We start from the raw sequence: 19046 nt of genomic DNA, 5'->3' as shown, positions 1-19046 counted from the left end.
ACAATGTCGATGGCCGATCGTGATGGCGTGATCTGGTATGACGGTGAGCTGGTGCAGTGGCGCGATGCGACCACCCATGTGCTGACTCACACCCTGCACTACGGCATGGGCGTTTTCGAGGGCGTGCGCGCCTACGATACTCCGGCCGGCACCGCGATCTTCCGCCTGCAGGCGCACACCGACCGTCTGTTCGATTCGGCGCACATCATGAACATGAAGATGCCGTACTCGAAGGAGGAGGTTAACGAGGCGACCCGCGCCGCGGTTCGGGAGAACAATTTAGAAAGCGCCTACATCCGTCCGATGGTGTTCTACGGAAGTGAAGGCATGGGTCTGCGCGCCAGCGGCCTGAAGGTGCACGTGATCGTCGCCGCTTGGCATTGGGGCGCCTACATGGGCGATGAAGCGCTGGAAACGGGCATCAAGGTGCGCACCAGTTCCTTCACCCGTCACCACGTCAACATCAGCATGACCCGCGCCAAGTCCAACGGTGCTTACATCAACTCCATGCTGGCTCTGCAGGAAGCCATCTCCGGTGGCGCCGACGAGGCGCTGATGCTCGATCCCGAAGGCTACGTCGCCGAAGGTTCGGGCGAGAATATCTTCATCATCAAGGACGGCGTGATCTACACCCCTGAAGTTACCGCCTGCCTCAATGGCATCACCCGTGGCACCGTGCTGACCTTGGCCGACGAGCTAGGCATCAAAGTGGTGGAAAAACGCATCACGCGCGACGAGGTCTACATCGCCGACGAAGCCTTCTTCACCGGCACCGCCGCCGAAGTCACGCCAATTCGCGAAGTCGATGGCCGCAACATCGGCATCGGCCGCCGTGGTCCGGTCACCGAGCGCATCCAGAAGGCTTACTTCGATCTGGTGTCCGGCAAGACCGATGCCCATGCCGAATGGCGGACGTTGGTCAAGTAAGCCGCGAGCTGGAAGCCAGAAGCTGGAAGTGAAGATCACTCCGGCGCTCGCTTCCAGCTTCAAGCTTATGGCTTCCAGCTTATGAATATTCTGATCGTAGGTCCCAGCTGGGTCGGCGACATGGTGATGGCGCAGACGCTGTTCATCTGCCTGAAACAGCGCCATCCGGATTGCCAGATCGACGTGCTGGCGCCGGAGTGGAGTCGTCCGATTCTCGAGCGCATGCCTGAGGTCCGCCAGGCCCTGAGCTTCCCGCTCGGCCACGGCGTGCTCGACATGGCGACCCGACGCAAGGTCGCGCAGAGCCTTCGTGGCCAGTATGAGCAGGCGATCCTGCTGCCCAACTCGCTGAAATCGGCACTGGTACCGTTTTTCGCCGGCATCCCCAAGCGTACCGGCTGGCGCGGCGAGATGCGCTTCGGGCTGCTCAATGATATCCGCAAGCTAGACAAGCAGCGCTATCCGTTGATGATCGAGCGTTTCATGGCGCTGGCCTTCGAGCCGGGCGTCGAGCTGCCCAAGCCCTATCCGAACCCGTCGCTACGCATCGATGCCCAAAGTCGTGATGCGGCGCTGGCGCGCTTTGGTCTGGGCCTGGATCGACCGGTATTGGCGCTGTGCCCGGGGGCCGAATTCGGTGAATCCAAGCGCTGGCCAGCCGAGCATTTCGCCAGGGTGGCCGAAGCGAAGATTCGCGAAGGCTGGCAGGTCTGGCTGTTCGGCTCGAAGAACGATCATGCGGTGGGTGAAGATATCCGTCAGCGACTGATTCCCGGATTACGCGAAGAGGCGTTGAACCTCGCGGGTGAAACCAGCTTGGCCGAGGCGATCGATCTGCTGTCCTGTGCCGAAGCCGTGGTTTCTAATGATTCGGGCCTGATGCATGTGGCCGCCGCGCTCGGCCGCCCGCTGGTGTCGGTCTATGGCTCCACCTCGCCCGCCTTCACGCCGCCATTGTCCGAGCAGGTCGAAGTCGTCCGTCTGGGCCTGGATTGCAGTCCCTGTTTCGAGCGCACCTGCCGCTTCGGCCACAATAACTGCATGCGCGAGCTCGAGCCGAATAGGGTGAACGAGGCGCTGGACCGCCTGATCCCCCAGCCGATCGAGGTGCGCTGAGTGAGGGTGTTGCTGATCAAGACCTCGTCGCTGGGCGACGTGGTGCATACGCTCCCGGCGGTGACCGATGCACAGCGCGCGGTTCCCGGCATCCAGTTCGATTGGGTGGTGGAAGAGGGCTTCGCCGAAATCCCCGCCTGGCATCCGGCGGTGGCGCAGGTCATCCCAGTGGCGATTCGCCGTTGGCGCAAGCAGCCTCTGCAGACCCTTCGTTCCGGTGAGTGGCGGCGGTTCAAGGCGCGCCTGCGCGAGACCCGCTACGATCTGGTCATCGATGCCCAAGGTTTGCTTAAAAGTGCCTGGCTGACACGTTACGTCAAGGCGCCGATTGCTGGTCTGGATCGTGACTCTGCACGCGAACCGCTGGCATCGCGCTTTTATGATCGCCGCTACGCTGTGCCGCGTGACCAGCACGCTCTGGAGCGGGTGCGGCAGTTGTTCGCTCAATCGCTCGGTTACCCCGCGCCCGAGACGGTCGCCGACTACGGCCTGGATCGTAACCAGCTGGCGACGCCGGGCGAGGCGCCCTATCTTTTGTTCCTGCACGGCACCACCTGGCCGAGCAAGCATTGGCCTGAACAGTACTGGCGTGAACTGGCCGAGCGGATGAGCGCATTCGGGTGGGCGATTCGACTGCCGTGGGGCAATGCAGACGAAAAAGCGCGTGCCGAGCGCATCGCTGATGGCTTGGCTGGCGTGTCGGTGCTGCCCCGGCTGAATCTCGGCGGAATTGCCAAGGTCGTTGCCGGTGCGCGGGCCTGTGTTGCGGTCGATACAGGCCTCGGTCACCTCGCAGCGGCGCTGGACGTGCCGAGCATCTCGCTTTACGGCCCGACGCTCCCTGGCCGTGTCGGTGCGTACGGGCGCTCGCAAGTACATCTGTGCGCCAGCGGCCCCAATGCCGGCAAAGGCGATCGTCATAAACCTTGCTTCGACAACCTCCCGCCCGAGCGCGTCGCTAGCGAACTCAAGGCCCTGTTGCGGTCATCGGGGATGCACTGATGCAATTGGCCTTCATTCTTTACAAGTATTTTCCGTTCGGCGGACTGCAGCGGGACTTCATGCGCATCGCGCTGGAGTGCCAGCGGCGCGGCCATAGCATCCGGGTCTATACGATGATCTGGGAAGGCGAGGTGCCGGACGGCTTCGAAGTGCTGATCGCGCCGGTCAAAGCCATCTTCAATCACACACGCAATGAGCGCTTCACGGCCTGGGTCGAGAAGGATTTGGCGAAGCGTCCGGTGAACCGCGTCATCGGTTTCAACAAGATGCCCGGTTTGGACGTCTACTACGCGGCCGACCCCTGTTTCGAAGACAAGGCGCAAACCCTGCGCAACCCGATCTATCGCCGCTGGGGGCGCTACAAGCATTTCGCCGAATACGAGCGCGCGGTATTTGCGCCGCAGTCGAAGACTGAGATTCTGATGATCTCCGAAGTGCAGCAGTCGCTGTTCGTCAAACATTACTCGACGCCGGGCGAGCGCTTTCATTTGTTGCCGCCGGGTATTGCCCAAGATCGCCGTGCGCCGGCCGATGCCGCTGAAATCCGCGCCGAGTTTCGTGAGGAGTTCGAGCTGCAGTACGACGAATTGTTGCTGGTGCAGATCGGTTCCGGCTTCAAGACCAAGGGCCTCGACCGCAGCCTCAAGGCGCTGGCTTCACTCCCTCGCGAATCGAAAAAACGCACTCGTCTGTTCGTCATCGGCCAGGATGACCCCAAGGCCTTCCAGCTGCAGGCCAAGACGTTGGGTATTTCTGCGCAGGTCGAATTTCTCAAGGGCCGCAGCGATATCCCGCGTTTTCTTCTGGGCGCCGACCTGCTGATCCATCCCGCTTACAACGAGAACACCGGTACCGTGCTGCTGGAGGCGCTGGTCGCCGGATTACCAGTACTGGTGACTGATGTCTGCGGTTACGCGCATTACATTGCCGAAGCCGACTGCGGGCAGGTGGTGCCCAGCCCGTTCGAGCAAGCGAATCTCGACCGTTTACTGGCCGACATGCTGGCTGACGACGAGCAGCGCAGGCGCTGGGCAAAAAATGCGTTGGCTTATGCCGATACCGCGGACCTCTACTCGATGCCGCAGAAGGCAGCCGACATAATCCTGGCTGAACGTCCATGAAACTGATTCTTGCCGAGCCCTTCATGACGCTCTGGGCGGGGCGCGACCCGTTCGAGGCTGTTGAACATTTGCAGGGCCAGGTCTACCGCGAGCTGGAAGCCCGCCGCACCTTGCGTACCGAAGTTGATGGGCGTGGCTATTTCGTTAAAATCCACCGCGGAATCGGCTGGGGTGAGATTTTCAAGAACCTGAGCACTGCCAAGGCGCCGGTGCTGGGGGCCGGGCAGGAGTGGCGGGCTATTCAGCGCCTGCATCAAGCGGGCGTGCCGACCATGACCGCGGTGGCTTATGGCGAGCGTGGTGGAAATCCTGCAGCGCAGCATTCCTTCATCATCACCGAGGAGCTGGCGCCCACGATCAGTCTTGAGGATTACAGCGCCGATTGGCTGCAGAATCCGCCTGAGCCGCCGCTCAAGCGTGCGCTGATCGCGGAAGTCGCGCACATGGCCGGCACCATGCACCGTGCCGGGGTCAATCATCGGGACTTCTATATCTGTCACTTCCTGCTGCACACCGACAAGCCAGTAAGGGCCCAGGATTTCCGTCTATCGCTGATCGATCTGCACCGCGCCCAGACCCGTACACAGACGCCGCGTCGCTGGCGCAACAAGGATCTGGCCGGGCTGTATTTTTCGGCATTGGGCATTGGCCTGACCCGTCGCGACAAACTGCGTTTTCTGCAGACCTATTTCCAGCGTCCTCTGCGCGAGGCGCTGCGTGACGAGGCCCCGTTGCTGCGTTGGCTGGAAAGCAAGGCGGACAGGCTTCAAAGCCGTTATGAGCGCAAATACGCGCCGGGTGCCCAGTGAGTAGTTGGCGGGTCGTCGGCGATATAACGGCCGGAGCGGCGCACGCATTCGCCAGCCTGGAGGCGGTTTTCGCGCTTGAAGGCGAGCCGATCGCCCGCGACCCGCTGTCCGAGGTGATCCGCGTCGAGTACGAAGGCCTGCGTTATTACGTCAAACGTTACTGGGCGGCGGGCAAGAATCTACGCCGTTACCTGGGACGCCCGCGGGTCAAGGCTGAATGGCAAAACCTCAAACATTTCGAGCGATGGGGCATTCCCGTGGCGCCGCTGGTGGCCTGGGGTATGGAGCGTCGCGCTGGCGCATTCGCTCGCGGCGCGCTGATCACCCTGGAGGTGCCGGATACCATGGACATGGCGGCGATTGCCAAGGGCAACGACCCACGCCTGGGCGACCGGGACTGGGTCGGGCGCATCAGCCGACAGGTGGCATCTGTGACCCGCGCCCTGCACGATCATCGCTTCGCCCACAACGACCTGAAGTGGCGCAATTTGCTGGTCAACGGTGCCGGCAAGCTGTTCTTGATCGATTGTCCATCCGGCGACTTCTGGTGGGGCCCGTTCCTGCGCCGACGCATCGTCAAGGATCTGGCCTGCCTGGACAAAGTCGCCAAGTATCACCTGAGCCGCACTCAGCGGCTGCGCTTCTACCTGCAGTACCAGCAACGCCCGCGTCTGGTACCGGCTGATCGCGAGCTGATCGACCAAGTGCTCAAGTATTTCGAGGGTCGGGAATGAGCGAATATTTTTCAGAGCGTGACAGAGCGATTCTGCAGGCGCATGGGCTAGACAGTTTCGACGCGCTGTGGGCATTACAGCTCGATTCGGTGGACGCGCCTAATACCGGGCGCGGCGGCTGGAGCAGTGTATTTCGCCTGGAGTTGGACGGGGCGGCCTACTACCTGAAGCGGCAAAGCAACTACCTGACTCACACGTTGCGTCGTCCGTTCGGCGAGCCCACCTTCGCTCGCGAGTTCCGTAGCATCCAGCATTACCTGCGCCTAGGGATCCCGGCGCTGCAGGCGGCCTATTTCGGTGAGCGTCGTATCGCTGGGGAGCGTCGCGCCATCTTGGTTACCCGGGCGCTGGATGGTTGGCAGGATCTTGATAGCTGGCTGAGCGGCTGGCACGAACGAGATCCGGCGGTGCGCACGGCTTTGCTACAGGCTTGTGCAAAACTCGCGCGTACGTTGCATCGGGCCGGCCAGCGCCATGGCTGTTTTTATCCCAAACACATCTTTTTGCGCCCGGTTGGCGAGCGCTTCGAGGCCTGTCTAATCGATCTGGAAAAGACCCGGCCGTTGTTGCCTGGCTTGACCGACCGCATCGTCGATGTGGAAGCGCTGATTCGTCGCGCGGACATCTGGAGCGAAAGCGAAGTACGACAGCTGACGGAGGCCTATCTCAAGAAGGATTCCAGTGCTCCGGTCATCGATTACTGGTTGGAACGTATTGCCAGTCGCCGGCAAAGCAAGGTGGCGCGCGCATGAATCTAGTGGCGCTTGCGCAGTCCGGACGCTCGCCTGCATTGCCATTGACGCTGATGCTGCCTCCCGGCGAGTTGACGTTGCAGCAGTGGTTGCGCGTGCTGCCGGGACAGCGCTATGTCGCCAAGGCGCAATGGCAGGGCCGCGACGTGCTGGCCAAACTGCTGGTCGGTGGCAAGGCCGAGCGCCATTTCGAGCGTGAGCGGCATGGCGCGCAGTTGCTGGCTGAGCAGGGGATGACCACTCCCGCCCTGCTCGTCGAGGGGGTCGCGGCAGAGCAGGGCGGCTGGCTGTTGTTCGACTACTTGGCTGGCGCGCAAAGTCTGGAACAGGCGTGGCGCGAGGTGGAGCGGCAACCCACGTTGTCTGATGCGCAGCAGGGCGTGCTGGGCGAAGCGCTCGGCGCCATTGCGCAGCTTCATGCCAGAGGCTTGTGGCAGAGCGACCTGCACCTGGACAATCTCTTGCGCCATGAGGGGCAGCTGTACCTCATCGATGGCGGCGGCGTGCAGGCGCAGACACCCGGGCAACCGCTCGATCGTGACAAAGTGCTGGCGAACCTTGGCGTTTTTTTCGCGCAGCTACCTGGCAGCCTCGAACCGCATATCGAAGAACTACTCGTGCATTACCTGCTGGTCAATGGCGAGCATGCGCTTCCCATGGAGGCTTTGCTACGGGAGATCGCCAGCGTGCGGCGTTGGCGGCTGCGCGACTACCTTGGCAAGCTTGGGCGTGATTGCTCCTTGTTCAGCGTAGACCGTGGTTTTGGTCAGCTGCGTGTCGTGCGTCGCGAGGATGAGCCCGTGCTGCATGAGCTGCTGGCTGCGCCGGATGTGGCTGTCGAAGCGGGACGCGCGCTGAAGCTGGGCGGTAGTTCGACTGTGGCCCTGGCCGAGCAGTCTGGGCGGCAACTGGTCATCAAGCGCTACAACATCAAGAACCTTCTTCACTGGCTCAAGCGCTGCTGGCGCCCGAGCCGCGCTTGGCACAGCTGGATAGAAGGCAATCGCCTGGCATTTCTCGGCATCGCCACGCCCCGGCCGCTGGCGGTGCTGGAGTTGCGTTGGCTAGGCCTGCGCCGCCGCAGTTACCTGGTTACCGAATACAGCGCGGGCGAGGATATAATCGCCCGCTTTCAGCCGTATCTCTCCAGTTCACCGCCCGAGTCCGAACTGGTGGCGCTGGATCAGCTGTTCGAAGCCATGCTGCGCGAGCGCATCAGCCATGGCGATATGAAAGGCACTAATCTGTTTTGGGAGCAGGGCCGCTGGGCGCTGATCGACTTGGACGCGGCGCAACAACATAGTAGTGATACCAGCTTCGCTCGCGCCTATGCCAAGGACCGTGCGCGGTTTCTGCGCAACTGGCCGGCCGACTCGGCGTTATGTCGGTTACTGGATGCACGTTTACCGAAGGACAGCTTGAAGCCAGAAGCTTGAAGCTGGAAGAAAAGCCCTGCGGGGTTGAACTAGACATATTCGCTGTTGCTTCGAGCTTCCGGCTTCAAGCTTCGAGCTGCTTTTAAGAGGCTTTACAACCGTGGCATTGACGATTCTCGGCCTTTCCGGCGCCCTCAGTCATGATCCTTCCGCCGCCCTTTATATCGACGGCAAACTGATCGCCGCCGTCGAAGAAGAGCGCTTCGTGCGCGACAAGCATGCCAAGAACCGCATGCCCTACGAGTCGGCCAAGTTCTGCCTGGAGCAGGCCGGTATCAAGCCGAGCGACGTCGATGTGGTGGCGATTCCCTTCGCCCCCATCAGCATCTTCGATAAGGCCCGCTGGCACTATGCCAAGCGCTACTGGTACGCGCCGGACCGCGCGCTGGACGCCATTCTCATGGGCAACCGTCGCTACCACCGCTACAAGAAGCGCATCGAGTGGTGCCTGCAGCAGCTCGGCTTCGATCTGAAAAAGGTCAAGCTGCAGCCGGTCGAGCATCACCTGGCACACGCCTCCAGTGCCTACCATTGCTCGGGCTTCACCGAGAAGACCGCGATTCTCGGCATCGACGGCAAGGGCGAGTACGCCACTACCTTCTTCGGCTGGGGCGAGAACGGCAAGATCCACAAGATCAAGGAGTTCTACGATCCGGATTCCTTGGGCGGGCTGTACGGCGCGATCACCGAATACCTCGGTTTCGAGATGCTCGACGGTGAATTCAAGGTGATGGGCATGGCGCCCTATGGCGATGCCGCCAAGTATGACTTTTCCCGCCTGGCCAAGTTCGAGAACGGCGAGCTGATCATCAACACCGATTACGCCAACGTCATCGGCTTCCGTCGCTACAAAGAGAAGGGTAAGGGCTACTACTTCTCGCCCAAGTTGATCGAGTGGCTGGGCCCCAAGCGTGAAGGCGATATCGCCGACGATCCCTACATCCATTACGCGGCCGCCATGCAGGCGCTATTCGAAAAGCTCGCGCTGCAGATGATGGACTACTACCTGGGCGACATCATTCGCGAGACAGGCAAGATCGCGTTTGCCGGAGGTTGCGCGCTCAACGTCAAGCTGAACCAGAAGATCATCGCCCGCGACGAGGTGAAAGAGCTGTTCGTCCAGCCCGCCTCCGGTGATGCCGGCACTGCCGTCGGCGCCGCCGCCTACGTCTCGCATCAGCGCGGCGTACCGGTAGAAAAGATGGAACACGTCTATCTCGGCCCGTCTTACTCCAACGAAGACGTCATCGCTGCCTGCGCACGCCACCCGAGCAAGCCGGTTTGGCAGAAGATTGAAAACGTCCCCGAGCGCATTGCGAAAATCATGGTTGACGGCAATCCGGTCGCCTGGTTCCAGGGACGTATGGAATTCGGTCCGCGCGCCCTCGGCGGCCGCTCTATCATCGGCTGTCCCAGCATTCCGGGGGTGGCCGACCGCATCAATGAACAGATCAAATTCCGTGAGCGTTGGAGGCCTTTCTGTCCGTCAATGCTCGACACAGTGGCTGAGCAGATGCTCAAGGTCGACCATCCCAGCCCGTTTATGACTTTCACTTTCGAAGTCAATGACGAGTGGAAGGAGCGCGTCAGCGAAGTCGTCCACGAAGACGGCACCTCCCGCGCCCAGGTCCTAGAGCGACGCCACAACCCGCGCTGGTACGACCTGATGCTGGAGCTGGAAAAGCTCACCGGCAACGGCGTCTCGCTCAATACTTCACTCAACCGCCGCGGCGAACCCATGATTTGCTCGCCGACCGATGCGTTGAATATGTTCTATGGCTCGGATCTGCAGTATCTGATCATGGAGGATATTCTCGTGCTCAAGGGTGACAAGGAGTGGTATGACCAGCTCTGAGGCACGCTGGTGTTCGCTGCCCCTGCTTGTGAGCGAAGGTAAGGACGCGTGAACCATATTGTCTATTTCTCTAAGATGTTCCAGGCCGTTCCTCATCTAGCGCAGGTGGCCACATTGTTGCCTGGCACATTTATTTCCAATCGTCGCACTACGTTGGCGGCCACGCGCAAGCTTTACCCGCAGCTTGAGCAGGCTCGTTATTCGAGGTGGCTGGGGCGATTGGCAGCGGGTAACCGAATGATGAGCGAGGCCGATGTAATCGTTACCGGGTCGCCGTATCGCAGTTTCCTGAAGCCCTACGCGTCGAAGAAATGTACCGTTTTTCATGGCACCTACATGTTGCTGAGCAAGGATGCCTTTCTGAGCAATGCGCACTTCGACCTGCTATGTGTGATTGGGCCGCGTATGCAGCAAATGATTAACCGGTTTGCCGATCAGGTAGAGGTCAATACCGCTGCTACAGGATTTCTTCCGTTTTGCGAGTTCCCAGAGAAGTCTCCAGAGCAGCGCGAATCCGTGCTGCTTGACTTGGGCTTGGCGCCTGACCGGCAAACCATACTTTTTACGCCGAGTCGTCGTGGCGTTGGGTCATGGGATTTGCTGGCAGAGAGCTTGGTGCAGAACACTCCCGCGCAGTTCAATCTCATCTTGCGGCCTCATCCCAGCCAGGCATTGACTTCACGTGCCAAGGACCGCGATAGCTTCCGCCGAGTGGCGGCCCTGGCTAAGAGGCGCCCGCATACATTGCTGGATCTGACGTCCTATCCGCTTTCCACGCTCCTGTCGGTGGCTGATCTGATGGTGTCGGATGCCAACTCCCCTGCCGAGGAGTCTCTGTTCTACGATGTGCCGCAGCTGTTAATCGAGACCCCCCAGTTTTCGCGAGAAGTATTGGCCCAAATGGGGCGTGACGAGGGGATGCACCCTGGCGACATGGATCAGTTGTTGACGCTTTACGACTGCGGACCCTCGGTATTTATAAATGAAGAAGGGGTGGATCTTTCCTCTTCTATCGAAAGAGCTTTTGTGGAGCGAGACGATCGCGCACGGCGGCGTCAGGGTTATTTCTCGTGGGTATTTGGCAAGCGAGATCGTTTGGCCAACCAGCGGGTCGCCGAAGCTATATCCGCCAGCTTTCTTAATTAGGTGAACAGTATGTTGAGAGATAAGGTCATCCTTGTTACCGGTGGCACCGGCTCGTTCGGCAACACCTTCGTGCCGATGACCCTCGCCAAGTACAACCCCAAAAAAATCATCATCTTTTCTCGTGACGAGATGAAGCAGTGGGACATGGCCAAGAAGTTTGAGGGCGACAAGCGTGTGCGCTTCTTCATCGGCGACGTGCGTGACAAGGACCGTCTCTACCGTGCGCTGGATGGCGTCGACTACGTGGTGCATGCGGCAGCAACCAAGATCGTGCCGACCGCTGAATACAACCCCTTCGAGTGCGTCAAGACCAATGTTGACGGCGCCATGAACCTGATCGACGCCTGCATCGATAAAGGCGTCAAGGGGGTGGTCGCCCTCTCCACTGACAAAGCCAGCAGTCCAATCAACCTATACGGCGCTACCAAGCTGGCCTCCGACAAGCTGTTTGTCGCCGGTAACTCTTATTCCGGGGAGCATGGCACCCGCTTTTCTGTAGTGCGCTATGGCAACGTCATGGGATCGCGCGGTTCGGTCATTCCTTTCTTCATGTCCATCAAAGACAAGGGCGTGCTGCCGATCACCGACGAGCGCATGACGCGTTTTATGATCTCGCTTGAGCAGGGCGTCGAGCTGGTTTGGCATGCGTTCGAGGACATGGAAGGCGGCGAGATCTACGTGAAGAAGATTCCGTCAATGAAAGTGACGGATCTGGCCCGCGTTGTGGCTCCCGAGGCACAGCATGAGATCATCGGTATTCGCCCGGGCGAGAAACTGCATGAGCAGATGATCAGCGCGGAGGATGCCTACTACACGTACGAGTATCCCGAGCACTTTAAAATTCTGCCGACCATTCACAGTTGGGCCACCTGCCCGAAGCGTATCAAGGATGGCAAGAAGGTCCCCGAAGGCTTCGTCTATGCCAGTGACAACAACAGCGAGTGGATGAGCGACGCCGATTTGCAGGCCTGGATCGACGCCCATTGCGAAAAAATCGGGAGCATCTGAGCGATGATTCCCTACGGCCGTCAAGACATCACCCAGGCCGATATCGACGCGGTGGTGACTGTGCTGCAATCAGACTTCCTCACTCAGGGACCGATGGTGCCGCGCTTCGAGCAAGCCGTGGCGGAGTATGTAGGTGCTCGCCATGCGCTGGCTGTGAACAGTGCTACCTCGGCGTTGCACATTGCCTGCCTGGCTCTGGGGCTTGGTCCCGATGACTGCCTGTGGACAACGCCGATCACTTTCGTTGCCTCGGCCAACTGCGGCCTTTACTGTGGCGCTCAGGTCGACTTCGTCGATATTGATCCGCGCACCTATAACCTCTGCCCCAAAGCCTTGGCTCATAAGCTGGAGCAGGCCGAGCGCGACGGCAAGCTGCCCAAAGTGGTGGTCGCCGTGCATCTGTGTGGGCAACCCTGCGATATGCAGGCAATCCACGAACTAGCCCATCGCTACGGGTGCAAGGTCATCGAGGATGCTTCGCACGCCATCGGAGGCAAATACCGCGGCGAATTCATCGGCAACTGCAGCTATAGCGACATCACGGTGTTCAGCTTCCACCCGGTAAAGATCATCACCACCGCGGAGGGCGGGATGGCGCTGACCAACGATGCGGAATTGGCCGGCAAGATGGCTCTGCTGCGCAGTCATGGCATCACTCGCGATCCGGCACTGATGACCCACGATGCCGATGGGCCCTGGTATTACCAGCAGATCGACCTCGGCTTCAACTACCGCATGACGGAGCTGCAGGCTGCGCTGGGCGTAACCCAGATGGAGCGCCTGGACCACTATGTTGCGCGCCGCCATCAGTTGGCCCGGCGTTATGACGAACTGCTGGCCGGTTTGCCGATCACCACGCCCTGGCAGCATCCGGACAGCTACTCTGGCCTGCACCTCTACGTCATTCGCCTGCAGCAGGAAAAGATCGACAAGACTCATAGGCAGGTATTCGAGTTGCTGCGCGAGCTGGGCATTGGCGTCAACCTGCACTACATCCCGGTACATACTCAGCCGTACTACCAGCGCATGGGCTTCCAGGTCGGGAATTTCCCTGAGGCCGAATGCTATTACGCCGAGGCCATCAGCCTGCCAATGTTCCAGACCATGAGCGAGGATCAGCAGGACGAGGTGGTTGCCGCGGTACGCCAGGTGATCGCCTCGTGAGAGTGGCGATGATACCCGCCCGCGGCGGCAGCAAGCGTATCCCGCGTAAGAACGTCAAGTCGTTCTGCGGCAAGCCGATGATTGCCCGCTCGATCGAAGCTGCGCTGGAAAGCGGCTGCTTTGACCGGGTCATCGTCTCGACCGACGATGCTGAAATCGCTGAAATCTCCTGCAACCATGGCGCTGAAGTACCTTTCATGCGTCCGCCTGAACTTTCCGATGACCATACTGGGACCGTCCCGGTCATTCGTCATGCAATCGAGTGGCTGCTCGCCAACGGTGAGTGCCCGCAGCAGGTGTGCTGTATCTATGCCACCGCGCCCTTCATAAGTGGTGAAGATATCCGCCGAGGGTTACAGGTGCTGGGTGAAAGCCATTGTGATTACGCCTTCTCGGTCACCAGCTATGCTTTTCCGGTCCAGCGCGCGATACGCATTACTCATGAAGGTCGTGTGAGCATGCTCCAGCCTGAGCATTGCAATACTCGCTCTCAGGATTTAGAAGAGGCCTACCATGACGCGGGACAGTTCTATTGGGGGCGTGTCAGCGCGTGGCTGGAAGGTAAGCCTGTTTTCGGCTCGCATTCAGCGCCGGTCCTGCTGCCACGCCATCGTGTTCAGGATATCGATACCCCCGAAGACTGGGTGCGCGCCGAGTGGCTGTTCAAGGCAATGCAAGGGCAGACGGAGCAGTGACCATGAAGGTTGCTTTTCGTGTTGATGCTTCGTTGCAAATGGGTAGCGGCCATGTGATGCGTTGTCTGACCCTGGCCGATGCGCTTGCTGCCCGCGGTGCGGCATGCGTGTTCATCTGCCGCGCGCACCCAGGCAACCTGCTTGACTTAGTTCGCAGCAAGGGGCATGCCGCCCAAGCCCTGCCGGTAACGTCGGCATCTGCAGGAGCGAGCTCGCTTGAGTTCACTGCCATTGGCGATGAACCGGTCCCCGTCCACAGTCATTGGCTCGGGGCCACCCAGGACGAAGATGCCGAGGCCTGCGCGCCCATTCTTGCCGAGCTGCAGCCGGACTGGTTAATCGTCGATCACTACGCATTGGATGCCCGCTGGGAGCTGCTCCTCAGAGCACATTGCCGACGGCTGATGGTTATCGACGACTTGGCTGACAGGGCTCACGCGTGCGACCTGCTGCTCGACCAGACCTTTGGCCGTGATGCCAAGGACTACCAAGCATGGGTGCCCAGCAATTGCCAAATGCTATGCGGTTCGCAATATGCACTGTTGCGTCCTGAATTCGCCGCTCTGCGCGCCTACAGCCTGCAGCGGCGCGCCAGGCCGCAGCTGCGTCAATTGCTGATCACCATGGGCGGTGTCGACAAGGACAATGCCACCGGGCAAGTGCTGATGGCTCTACGCGTCTGTCCGCTCCCCGCGGACTGCCGAGTCACCGTGGTCATGGGCGCTACCGCACCCTGGCTGTCCGAGGTGAAGCAGCTAGCCCGGGAAATGCCCTGGCCAACTCGGGTTCTGGTCGGCGTGAACGATATGGCGCAACTGATGGCCGATAGCGATCTGGCGGTCGGCGCAGCAGGCGCTACCTCATGGGAGCGTTGCTGCCTGGGCCTTCCGACGATCATGATAGTGCTGGCCAACAATCAGTGGCAGGTCGCTCAAGGCCTCGAAAAGGCTGGAGCGGCGTCGGTCATTGAACGACGTCAGGACATTGCCGAGCTCCTGCCTATCCATCTTTCTGCCTTGACCGAACCTATCATATCCCTCCAGACCATGAGTCAGCTCGCTATGCCTATAGTCGAGGGGCGGGGCGCTTACCTTATCGCTCGGCTATTGGAGGCTTGACGTGACCCTAGTGCCTCAACAGCGGGTACGACCGATGACCGCAGCCGATCTTGAAAAGGTATTGGCTTGGCGCAATCATCCGGACATCCGGCGCTATATGTATACCCAGCACGAGATCTCGCTGGAAGAGCATGCTCGCTGGTTCGAAAAAGCCTCGCGGGACGCCGGGCTCCATCTGCTGGTGTTCGAAAGCGGCGCCATGCCGTTCGGTTTCGTCAAAATCCAACAGATCGCCCCCGGAGGGGTAGGCGAATGGGGCTTCTATGCCGCTCCTGATGCACCCAAGGGCACCGGGCGGCAGCTGGGCCTGGCCGCGTTGCGCTATGCCTTCACGAAGGCGGCGATGCACAAACTCTGCGGTCAGGCGATGATCTACAACGAGCGCTCCATCCGCTTTCATCAAACTCTAGGCTTCCAAAAGGAAGGGCTCCTGCGCCAGCACCATTTCGATGGGCTGAGCTACCACGACGTTGTGTGTTTTGGCCTGCTTGCGAACGAGTGGCAGGCAAACCTCTGAGAAAAATGACCATGTCGAACATTCCCAATATCAGCATTGCCGGCCGCCGCATTGCCAGCGATACGCCGCCTTATATCATCGCCGAGCTGTCTGCTAACCATAACGGCAGGCTGGATACCGCGTTGCGGATCATCGAGGCGGCAAAAAAGGCCGGTGCCGATGCAATCAAATTACAGACTTACACTGCCGACACCATTACGCTGAACTGCGATTCCGAAGAGTTTCAAATTCATGGCGGTCTGTGGGACGGAAAGAGCCTGTACCAGCTCTATCAAGAGGCTCACATGCCCTGGGAGTGGCATCAGCCGCTATTCGAGCATGCACTCAAACTTGGTATAACAATCTTCAGTTCGCCCTTTGACAGTACTGCCGTCGATCTGCTGGAAGACCTCAATTCGCCGGCCTACAAGATTGCTTCCTTCGAGGCGGTCGACCTGCCGCTGATCAAATACGCCGCCAGCACCGGCAAGCCGATGATCATCTCTACCGGTATGGCCGATGCGGAAGAAATTCAGGAGGCTATTGATGCGGCCCGCGAAGGCGGCTGCAAGGAGCTGGCCATCCTACACTGTGTCAGTGGCTACCCGGCTCCGGCTGAAGACTACAACCTGCGTACTATTCCCGACATGATGCAGCGTTTTGGACTAGTTACGGGCCTGTCGGACCATACGCTGGACAACACAACTGCAATAGCCAGCGTAGTCCTCGGCGCCTCTATTATAGAAAAGCATTTCACTCTCGACCGCACCGGCGGCGGTCCCGACGACAGTTTTTCGTTGGAGCCGACAGATCTTGCGGCATTGTGTCGGGACAGCGCAACTGCCTGGGCTGCGCTGGGTGGCATCGACTATGGACGAAAATCGAGTGAGCAAAGCAATGCTCAGTTTCGGCGTTCTTTATATTTCGTTAAGCCGTTAAAGGTCGGGGAAGTTATTACTGCCGATGCGGTCCGCAGTGTAAGACCCGGTTTTGGAGCCCCCCCAAAATGTCTTGAGCAAGTACTTGGCAGTCGCGTAAAGAGAGATGTTTCAGCCAATACGCCTGTAAATTTGGAAGTATTAGATTTATCAGCGTTTGCTGAATAGAATTTCAAAGGGGTTGAGGATGTCGGGTTCTCTGCGCGATTTGTACAATAATTTTCGATACGAGTATTCTGTAATAGTTCACGCGGGATTTGAAAGGCAGGCGAGTTACCTTGCGGGGGGCAAAGCTCAGCAGTTTATCTATTTCAATCCACAAAAGGTTAGGCGGTGCTTAAATAAAGTCTCGGTGCGCTCTCCCCAGTTCTGTATTGACAGAGGTTGGGCTGACAGTGACGTGGTAGATATTGCTCTGGCTCGTAGTGCGATTGTTGAAACAGTTCGTCTTATGTTTTTGGAAGGAAAAAATTACAAGGATACGCCTCAGTATGAGGTTATGCTAAAGGCAGTTCTTTCTGGCCCTGCTACGGCTAAGCAGCTTGGAGGTTACTGGTGCCGAACTATCAAAGATATCGACGTCTATTTTCAATCTCTTGAGCAAGCCTATCGACGAATATCAACTGAGGGTTACAAAACCCAAGCGCAACTGGCTGGCGAAGGATCTGCGCTTGGAATGAAAAAAGATGATGAAATAAAGCTTTATGTGGATCGATCTGGAGAGCTGATTTTAGGTGGGGGCGGAACTCACAGACTATGTATAGCCAAAAGTCTAGAGCTTTCTAGCATCCCTGGGATAGTGAGAGGGGTCGATTTGCGATGGGCTCGGAGCGTTTATAAAGCGAATGGTATTCGACGGCTGGATGACTCGCTGTCAGCATCCTTGCAAAGTGATAGCTGGGCTCAATGTGAGCGGCTAGCTCGAGTGCAAGGGGAGTGAGCCGGTTTGAAAATATTGATGCTTGTAATGGATGAGCAGCGCATCATTCTCGAACGCCTCTATGAGTCCGTTCGCATAAATAGTGATGAGTGCAAGATTGTACGCTTGAGCAAATCGGAGCAGAAGCGTCTAGGCAATGTGTTGCGCAAGCACAATAGTCCCGCCTATGACCGTGTTGTGATCTTTTCCCGGCTCAAAAGGCTGCGGTGCCAAGTTGATGTCTTACGATGCGTTCCTGGGTTGGTGTTTATTGAGCATGACGCTTGCCAGAATTACATGCCTACTAGTAAATATCATGGTCTCTATTCGCGCTTTTACCAAAGGTTACCTTGGGCGCGGGTGGTCAGTTCGGGGGCTGGCGTGGCCAGGCGCTTGCGCAGCGAAGGGGTCGATGCCCGTTTCGTTTCTAAGGGCTATGACGAAAAGCTGATTATGGATCTGGGGCGTAAGCGCGATATTGATGCTGCTTTTCTTGGTAGCGTGAACGGTCACTCTTATCAAGAGCGAAGGAGAATGCTGGAGTCAATAGCGACGCAAACCGATTTGCTGGTCACTCGCACCGACTCCGGGTTGCAGTATGTAGAGTCGCTCAATCGTATACGTATCTTCGTTAGTGCCGACGTCGGTATGGGCGAGTACATGGTTAAGAATTTTGAAGCCATGGCCTGTGGTTGCGCGCTGTTGGCGTGGAGCCAAGGTTCGAAAGAAGATTCTGCTATGGGCTTTGAAGATGGTAAGAACGTTATGCTCTATCGTTCAGCCGATGAGGCAGTAGCGAAACTTCGACAGCTCAAAGCCGATCCAGATCTTGTTGCGCGTATCGCCCTGGCAGGCCAGGCGTTTGCTGTTGAACGCTATTCTTTTGCTCGTGTTGGGCGAGACTTGGCGCGTACGATTGCCGAGCCCATGCGCCCTTGGCCTGGGTTGAGCTGCTGGCGGCGGGCATGGGTGCGCTTACGATATGGATTGAAAACCTAACATGACGACAATCAAGCTCTACTGGTGCCGTGGAAAAGGGCGTAGCGACCCTAGTCAGCGTAATTTCGGTGACTATCTGTCGCCGCTGTTGGTGGAGATGCTGGCGGGCAAGCAAGTGGAGTATACGCCGATCAGCCGAGCCGAAATGATGGCTATAGGCTCGATCTTGCCGAGGGAGCGTAAAGCCAGGCGTTTCTTTTTGCCGCGTCGCTTGCATGTATGGGGAGCGGGTACGGATGCGCCGGGTCTGAGTTTCTCGTCGCGGCACTACTACCATGCATTACGGGGCGTTAAAAGCTGCGAACAGGTAGCTGGCTTGCGTGATAGCCCTGCGCTAGGTGATCCGGGTTTGTTGGCCGGTCACTGGTGGGGTGACCGTGTTAAGCCTGCGAAGACCCACCGAGTCGGTATCATTCCGCATTATGTTGATCGTGAGCATCCCGCCATAATTGATGCGTCGAAGTTGCCAGGTGTGTTGTTAATAGATGTTTTCTGGCCGGTCGAAGAGGTGTTGCGAGCGATTCAGTCCTGCAGTTTTGTGCTGTCTTCTAGCATGCATGGTCTAATCGTGGCGGATGCCTTCGAGGTGCCCAATCGGCGCCTCCGCCTGTCTAACGGATTGATTTCCGACTTTAAATTCGTTGATTACTATTCCGCTTTTTCGCTGAACGAGCCCGAGCCTCTAAACGCTTCAGCCCTCCGGTGCATTGAACGAGAGGATGTGGCTGAGTTGATTGGCGAGTATGAACGGCCAGGTTTGTTCAACTTGCAGGCCGGTCTGCTGCGTTCGTTCCCAAATCTCTGAGGTATC

At 58.7% G+C, this 19046-nt stretch carries 19 protein-coding genes; all 19 read left to right on the top strand.

The annotated features are described in order from the left end of the window. Nucleotides 1-3 precede the first annotated feature (3 nt). The 19 genes from ilvE to NA647_RS07645 all read left to right on the top strand — a co-directional run bounded on the left by ilvE (nucleotide 4) and on the right by NA647_RS07645 (nucleotide 19040). The gene (ilvE, locus tag NA647_RS07735; RefSeq protein ID WP_256057148.1) at nucleotides 4-927 is read left to right on the top strand and encodes a branched-chain-amino-acid transaminase; all 924 of its coding nucleotides are present in this window, start codon (nucleotides 4-6) and stop codon (nucleotides 925-927) included. Nucleotides 928-1008: 81 nt separating this feature from the next. After that, nucleotides 1009-2043, top strand: coding sequence for a lipopolysaccharide heptosyltransferase II (gene waaF, locus NA647_RS07730; protein ID WP_256057147.1), 1035 nt, complete (start codon nucleotides 1009-1011; stop codon nucleotides 2041-2043). Beyond that, a complete protein-coding gene (gene waaC, locus NA647_RS07725) occupies nucleotides 2044-3045 on the top strand; it encodes a lipopolysaccharide heptosyltransferase I (RefSeq protein WP_256057146.1) in 1002 nt (333 codons plus the stop codon). Next, nucleotides 3045-4166, top strand: a complete 1122-nt coding sequence (locus NA647_RS07720) for a glycosyltransferase family 4 protein (protein ID WP_256057145.1) — start codon at nucleotides 3045-3047, stop codon at nucleotides 4164-4166. The genes waaC and NA647_RS07720 overlap by 1 nt, the downstream gene beginning before the upstream one ends. Beyond that, nucleotides 4163-4975, top strand: coding sequence for a lipopolysaccharide core heptose(I) kinase RfaP (rfaP, locus tag NA647_RS07715; protein ID WP_256057144.1), 813 nt, complete (start codon nucleotides 4163-4165; stop codon nucleotides 4973-4975). Before NA647_RS07720 ends, rfaP begins: the two co-directional genes overlap by 4 nt. Continuing rightward, the gene (locus tag NA647_RS07710; RefSeq protein ID WP_256057143.1) at nucleotides 4972-5709 is read left to right on the top strand and encodes a lipopolysaccharide kinase InaA family protein; all 738 of its coding nucleotides are present in this window, start codon (nucleotides 4972-4974) and stop codon (nucleotides 5707-5709) included. Before rfaP ends, NA647_RS07710 begins: the two co-directional genes overlap by 4 nt. Then, nucleotides 5706-6461, top strand: coding sequence for a lipopolysaccharide kinase InaA family protein (locus tag NA647_RS07705; RefSeq protein WP_256057142.1), 756 nt, complete (start codon nucleotides 5706-5708; stop codon nucleotides 6459-6461). The genes NA647_RS07710 and NA647_RS07705 overlap by 4 nt, the downstream gene beginning before the upstream one ends. After that, entirely contained in the window at nucleotides 6458-7897 is a 1440-nt protein-coding gene (locus tag NA647_RS07700) for a lipopolysaccharide kinase InaA family protein (protein ID WP_256057141.1), read from the top strand. Before NA647_RS07705 ends, NA647_RS07700 begins: the two co-directional genes overlap by 4 nt. Nucleotides 7898-7997: 100 nt before the next feature. Continuing rightward, nucleotides 7998-9752, top strand: coding sequence for a carbamoyltransferase family protein (locus NA647_RS07695; protein WP_256057140.1), 1755 nt, complete (start codon nucleotides 7998-8000; stop codon nucleotides 9750-9752). Between the two features lie 48 nt (nucleotides 9753-9800). Next, the gene (locus tag NA647_RS07690) at nucleotides 9801-10898 is read left to right on the top strand and encodes a hypothetical protein (protein ID WP_103456093.1); all 1098 of its coding nucleotides are present in this window, start codon (nucleotides 9801-9803) and stop codon (nucleotides 10896-10898) included. Nucleotides 10899-10907: 9 nt separating this feature from the next. Further along, nucleotides 10908-11906: a UDP-N-acetylglucosamine 4,6-dehydratase (inverting) gene (gene pseB / locus NA647_RS07685; RefSeq protein WP_256057298.1), complete on the top strand. Its 999-nt coding sequence runs from the start codon at nucleotides 10908-10910 to the stop codon at nucleotides 11904-11906. Between the two features lie 3 nt (nucleotides 11907-11909). Next, entirely contained in the window at nucleotides 11910-13070 is a 1161-nt protein-coding gene (pseC, locus tag NA647_RS07680) for a UDP-4-amino-4,6-dideoxy-N-acetyl-beta-L-altrosamine transaminase (protein WP_256057139.1), read from the top strand. Then, the gene (gene pseF, locus NA647_RS07675; protein ID WP_103456096.1) at nucleotides 13067-13765 is read left to right on the top strand and encodes a pseudaminic acid cytidylyltransferase; all 699 of its coding nucleotides are present in this window, start codon (nucleotides 13067-13069) and stop codon (nucleotides 13763-13765) included. Before pseC ends, pseF begins: the two co-directional genes overlap by 4 nt. Before the next feature lie 2 nt (nucleotides 13766-13767). Then, nucleotides 13768-14883 (top strand): UDP-2,4-diacetamido-2,4,6-trideoxy-beta-L-altropyranose hydrolase, encoded by a 1116-nt coding sequence (gene pseG / locus NA647_RS07670; protein WP_103456097.1) that lies wholly within the window; start codon nucleotides 13768-13770, stop codon nucleotides 14881-14883. 1 nt (nucleotide 14884) lies between these two features. After that, nucleotides 14885-15400: a UDP-4-amino-4,6-dideoxy-N-acetyl-beta-L-altrosamine N-acetyltransferase gene (gene pseH, locus NA647_RS07665; protein WP_336604946.1), complete on the top strand. Its 516-nt coding sequence runs from the start codon at nucleotides 14885-14887 to the stop codon at nucleotides 15398-15400. A gap of 11 nt (nucleotides 15401-15411) precedes the next feature. Beyond that, nucleotides 15412-16485 (top strand): pseudaminic acid synthase, encoded by a 1074-nt coding sequence (pseI, locus tag NA647_RS07660; RefSeq protein ID WP_256057138.1) that lies wholly within the window; start codon nucleotides 15412-15414, stop codon nucleotides 16483-16485. 19 nt (nucleotides 16486-16504) lie between these two features. After that, nucleotides 16505-17257 (top strand): hypothetical protein, encoded by a 753-nt coding sequence (locus tag NA647_RS07655; protein ID WP_256057137.1) that lies wholly within the window; start codon nucleotides 16505-16507, stop codon nucleotides 17255-17257. 6 nt (nucleotides 17258-17263) lie between these two features. After that, nucleotides 17264-18235 (top strand): glycosyltransferase family protein, encoded by a 972-nt coding sequence (locus NA647_RS07650; RefSeq protein WP_256057136.1) that lies wholly within the window; start codon nucleotides 17264-17266, stop codon nucleotides 18233-18235. Between the two features lies 1 nt (nucleotide 18236). Next, nucleotides 18237-19040 (top strand): polysaccharide pyruvyl transferase family protein, encoded by an 804-nt coding sequence (locus tag NA647_RS07645; protein WP_256057135.1) that lies wholly within the window; start codon nucleotides 18237-18239, stop codon nucleotides 19038-19040. Nucleotides 19041-19046 lie beyond the last annotated feature (6 nt).

The organism is Stutzerimonas stutzeri, from assembly GCF_024448985.1.
Taxonomy (GTDB): Bacteria; Pseudomonadota; Gammaproteobacteria; order Pseudomonadales; family Pseudomonadaceae; genus Stutzerimonas; species Stutzerimonas stutzeri_AP.
This window is presented reverse-complemented; position numbering and strand designations above follow the sequence as displayed.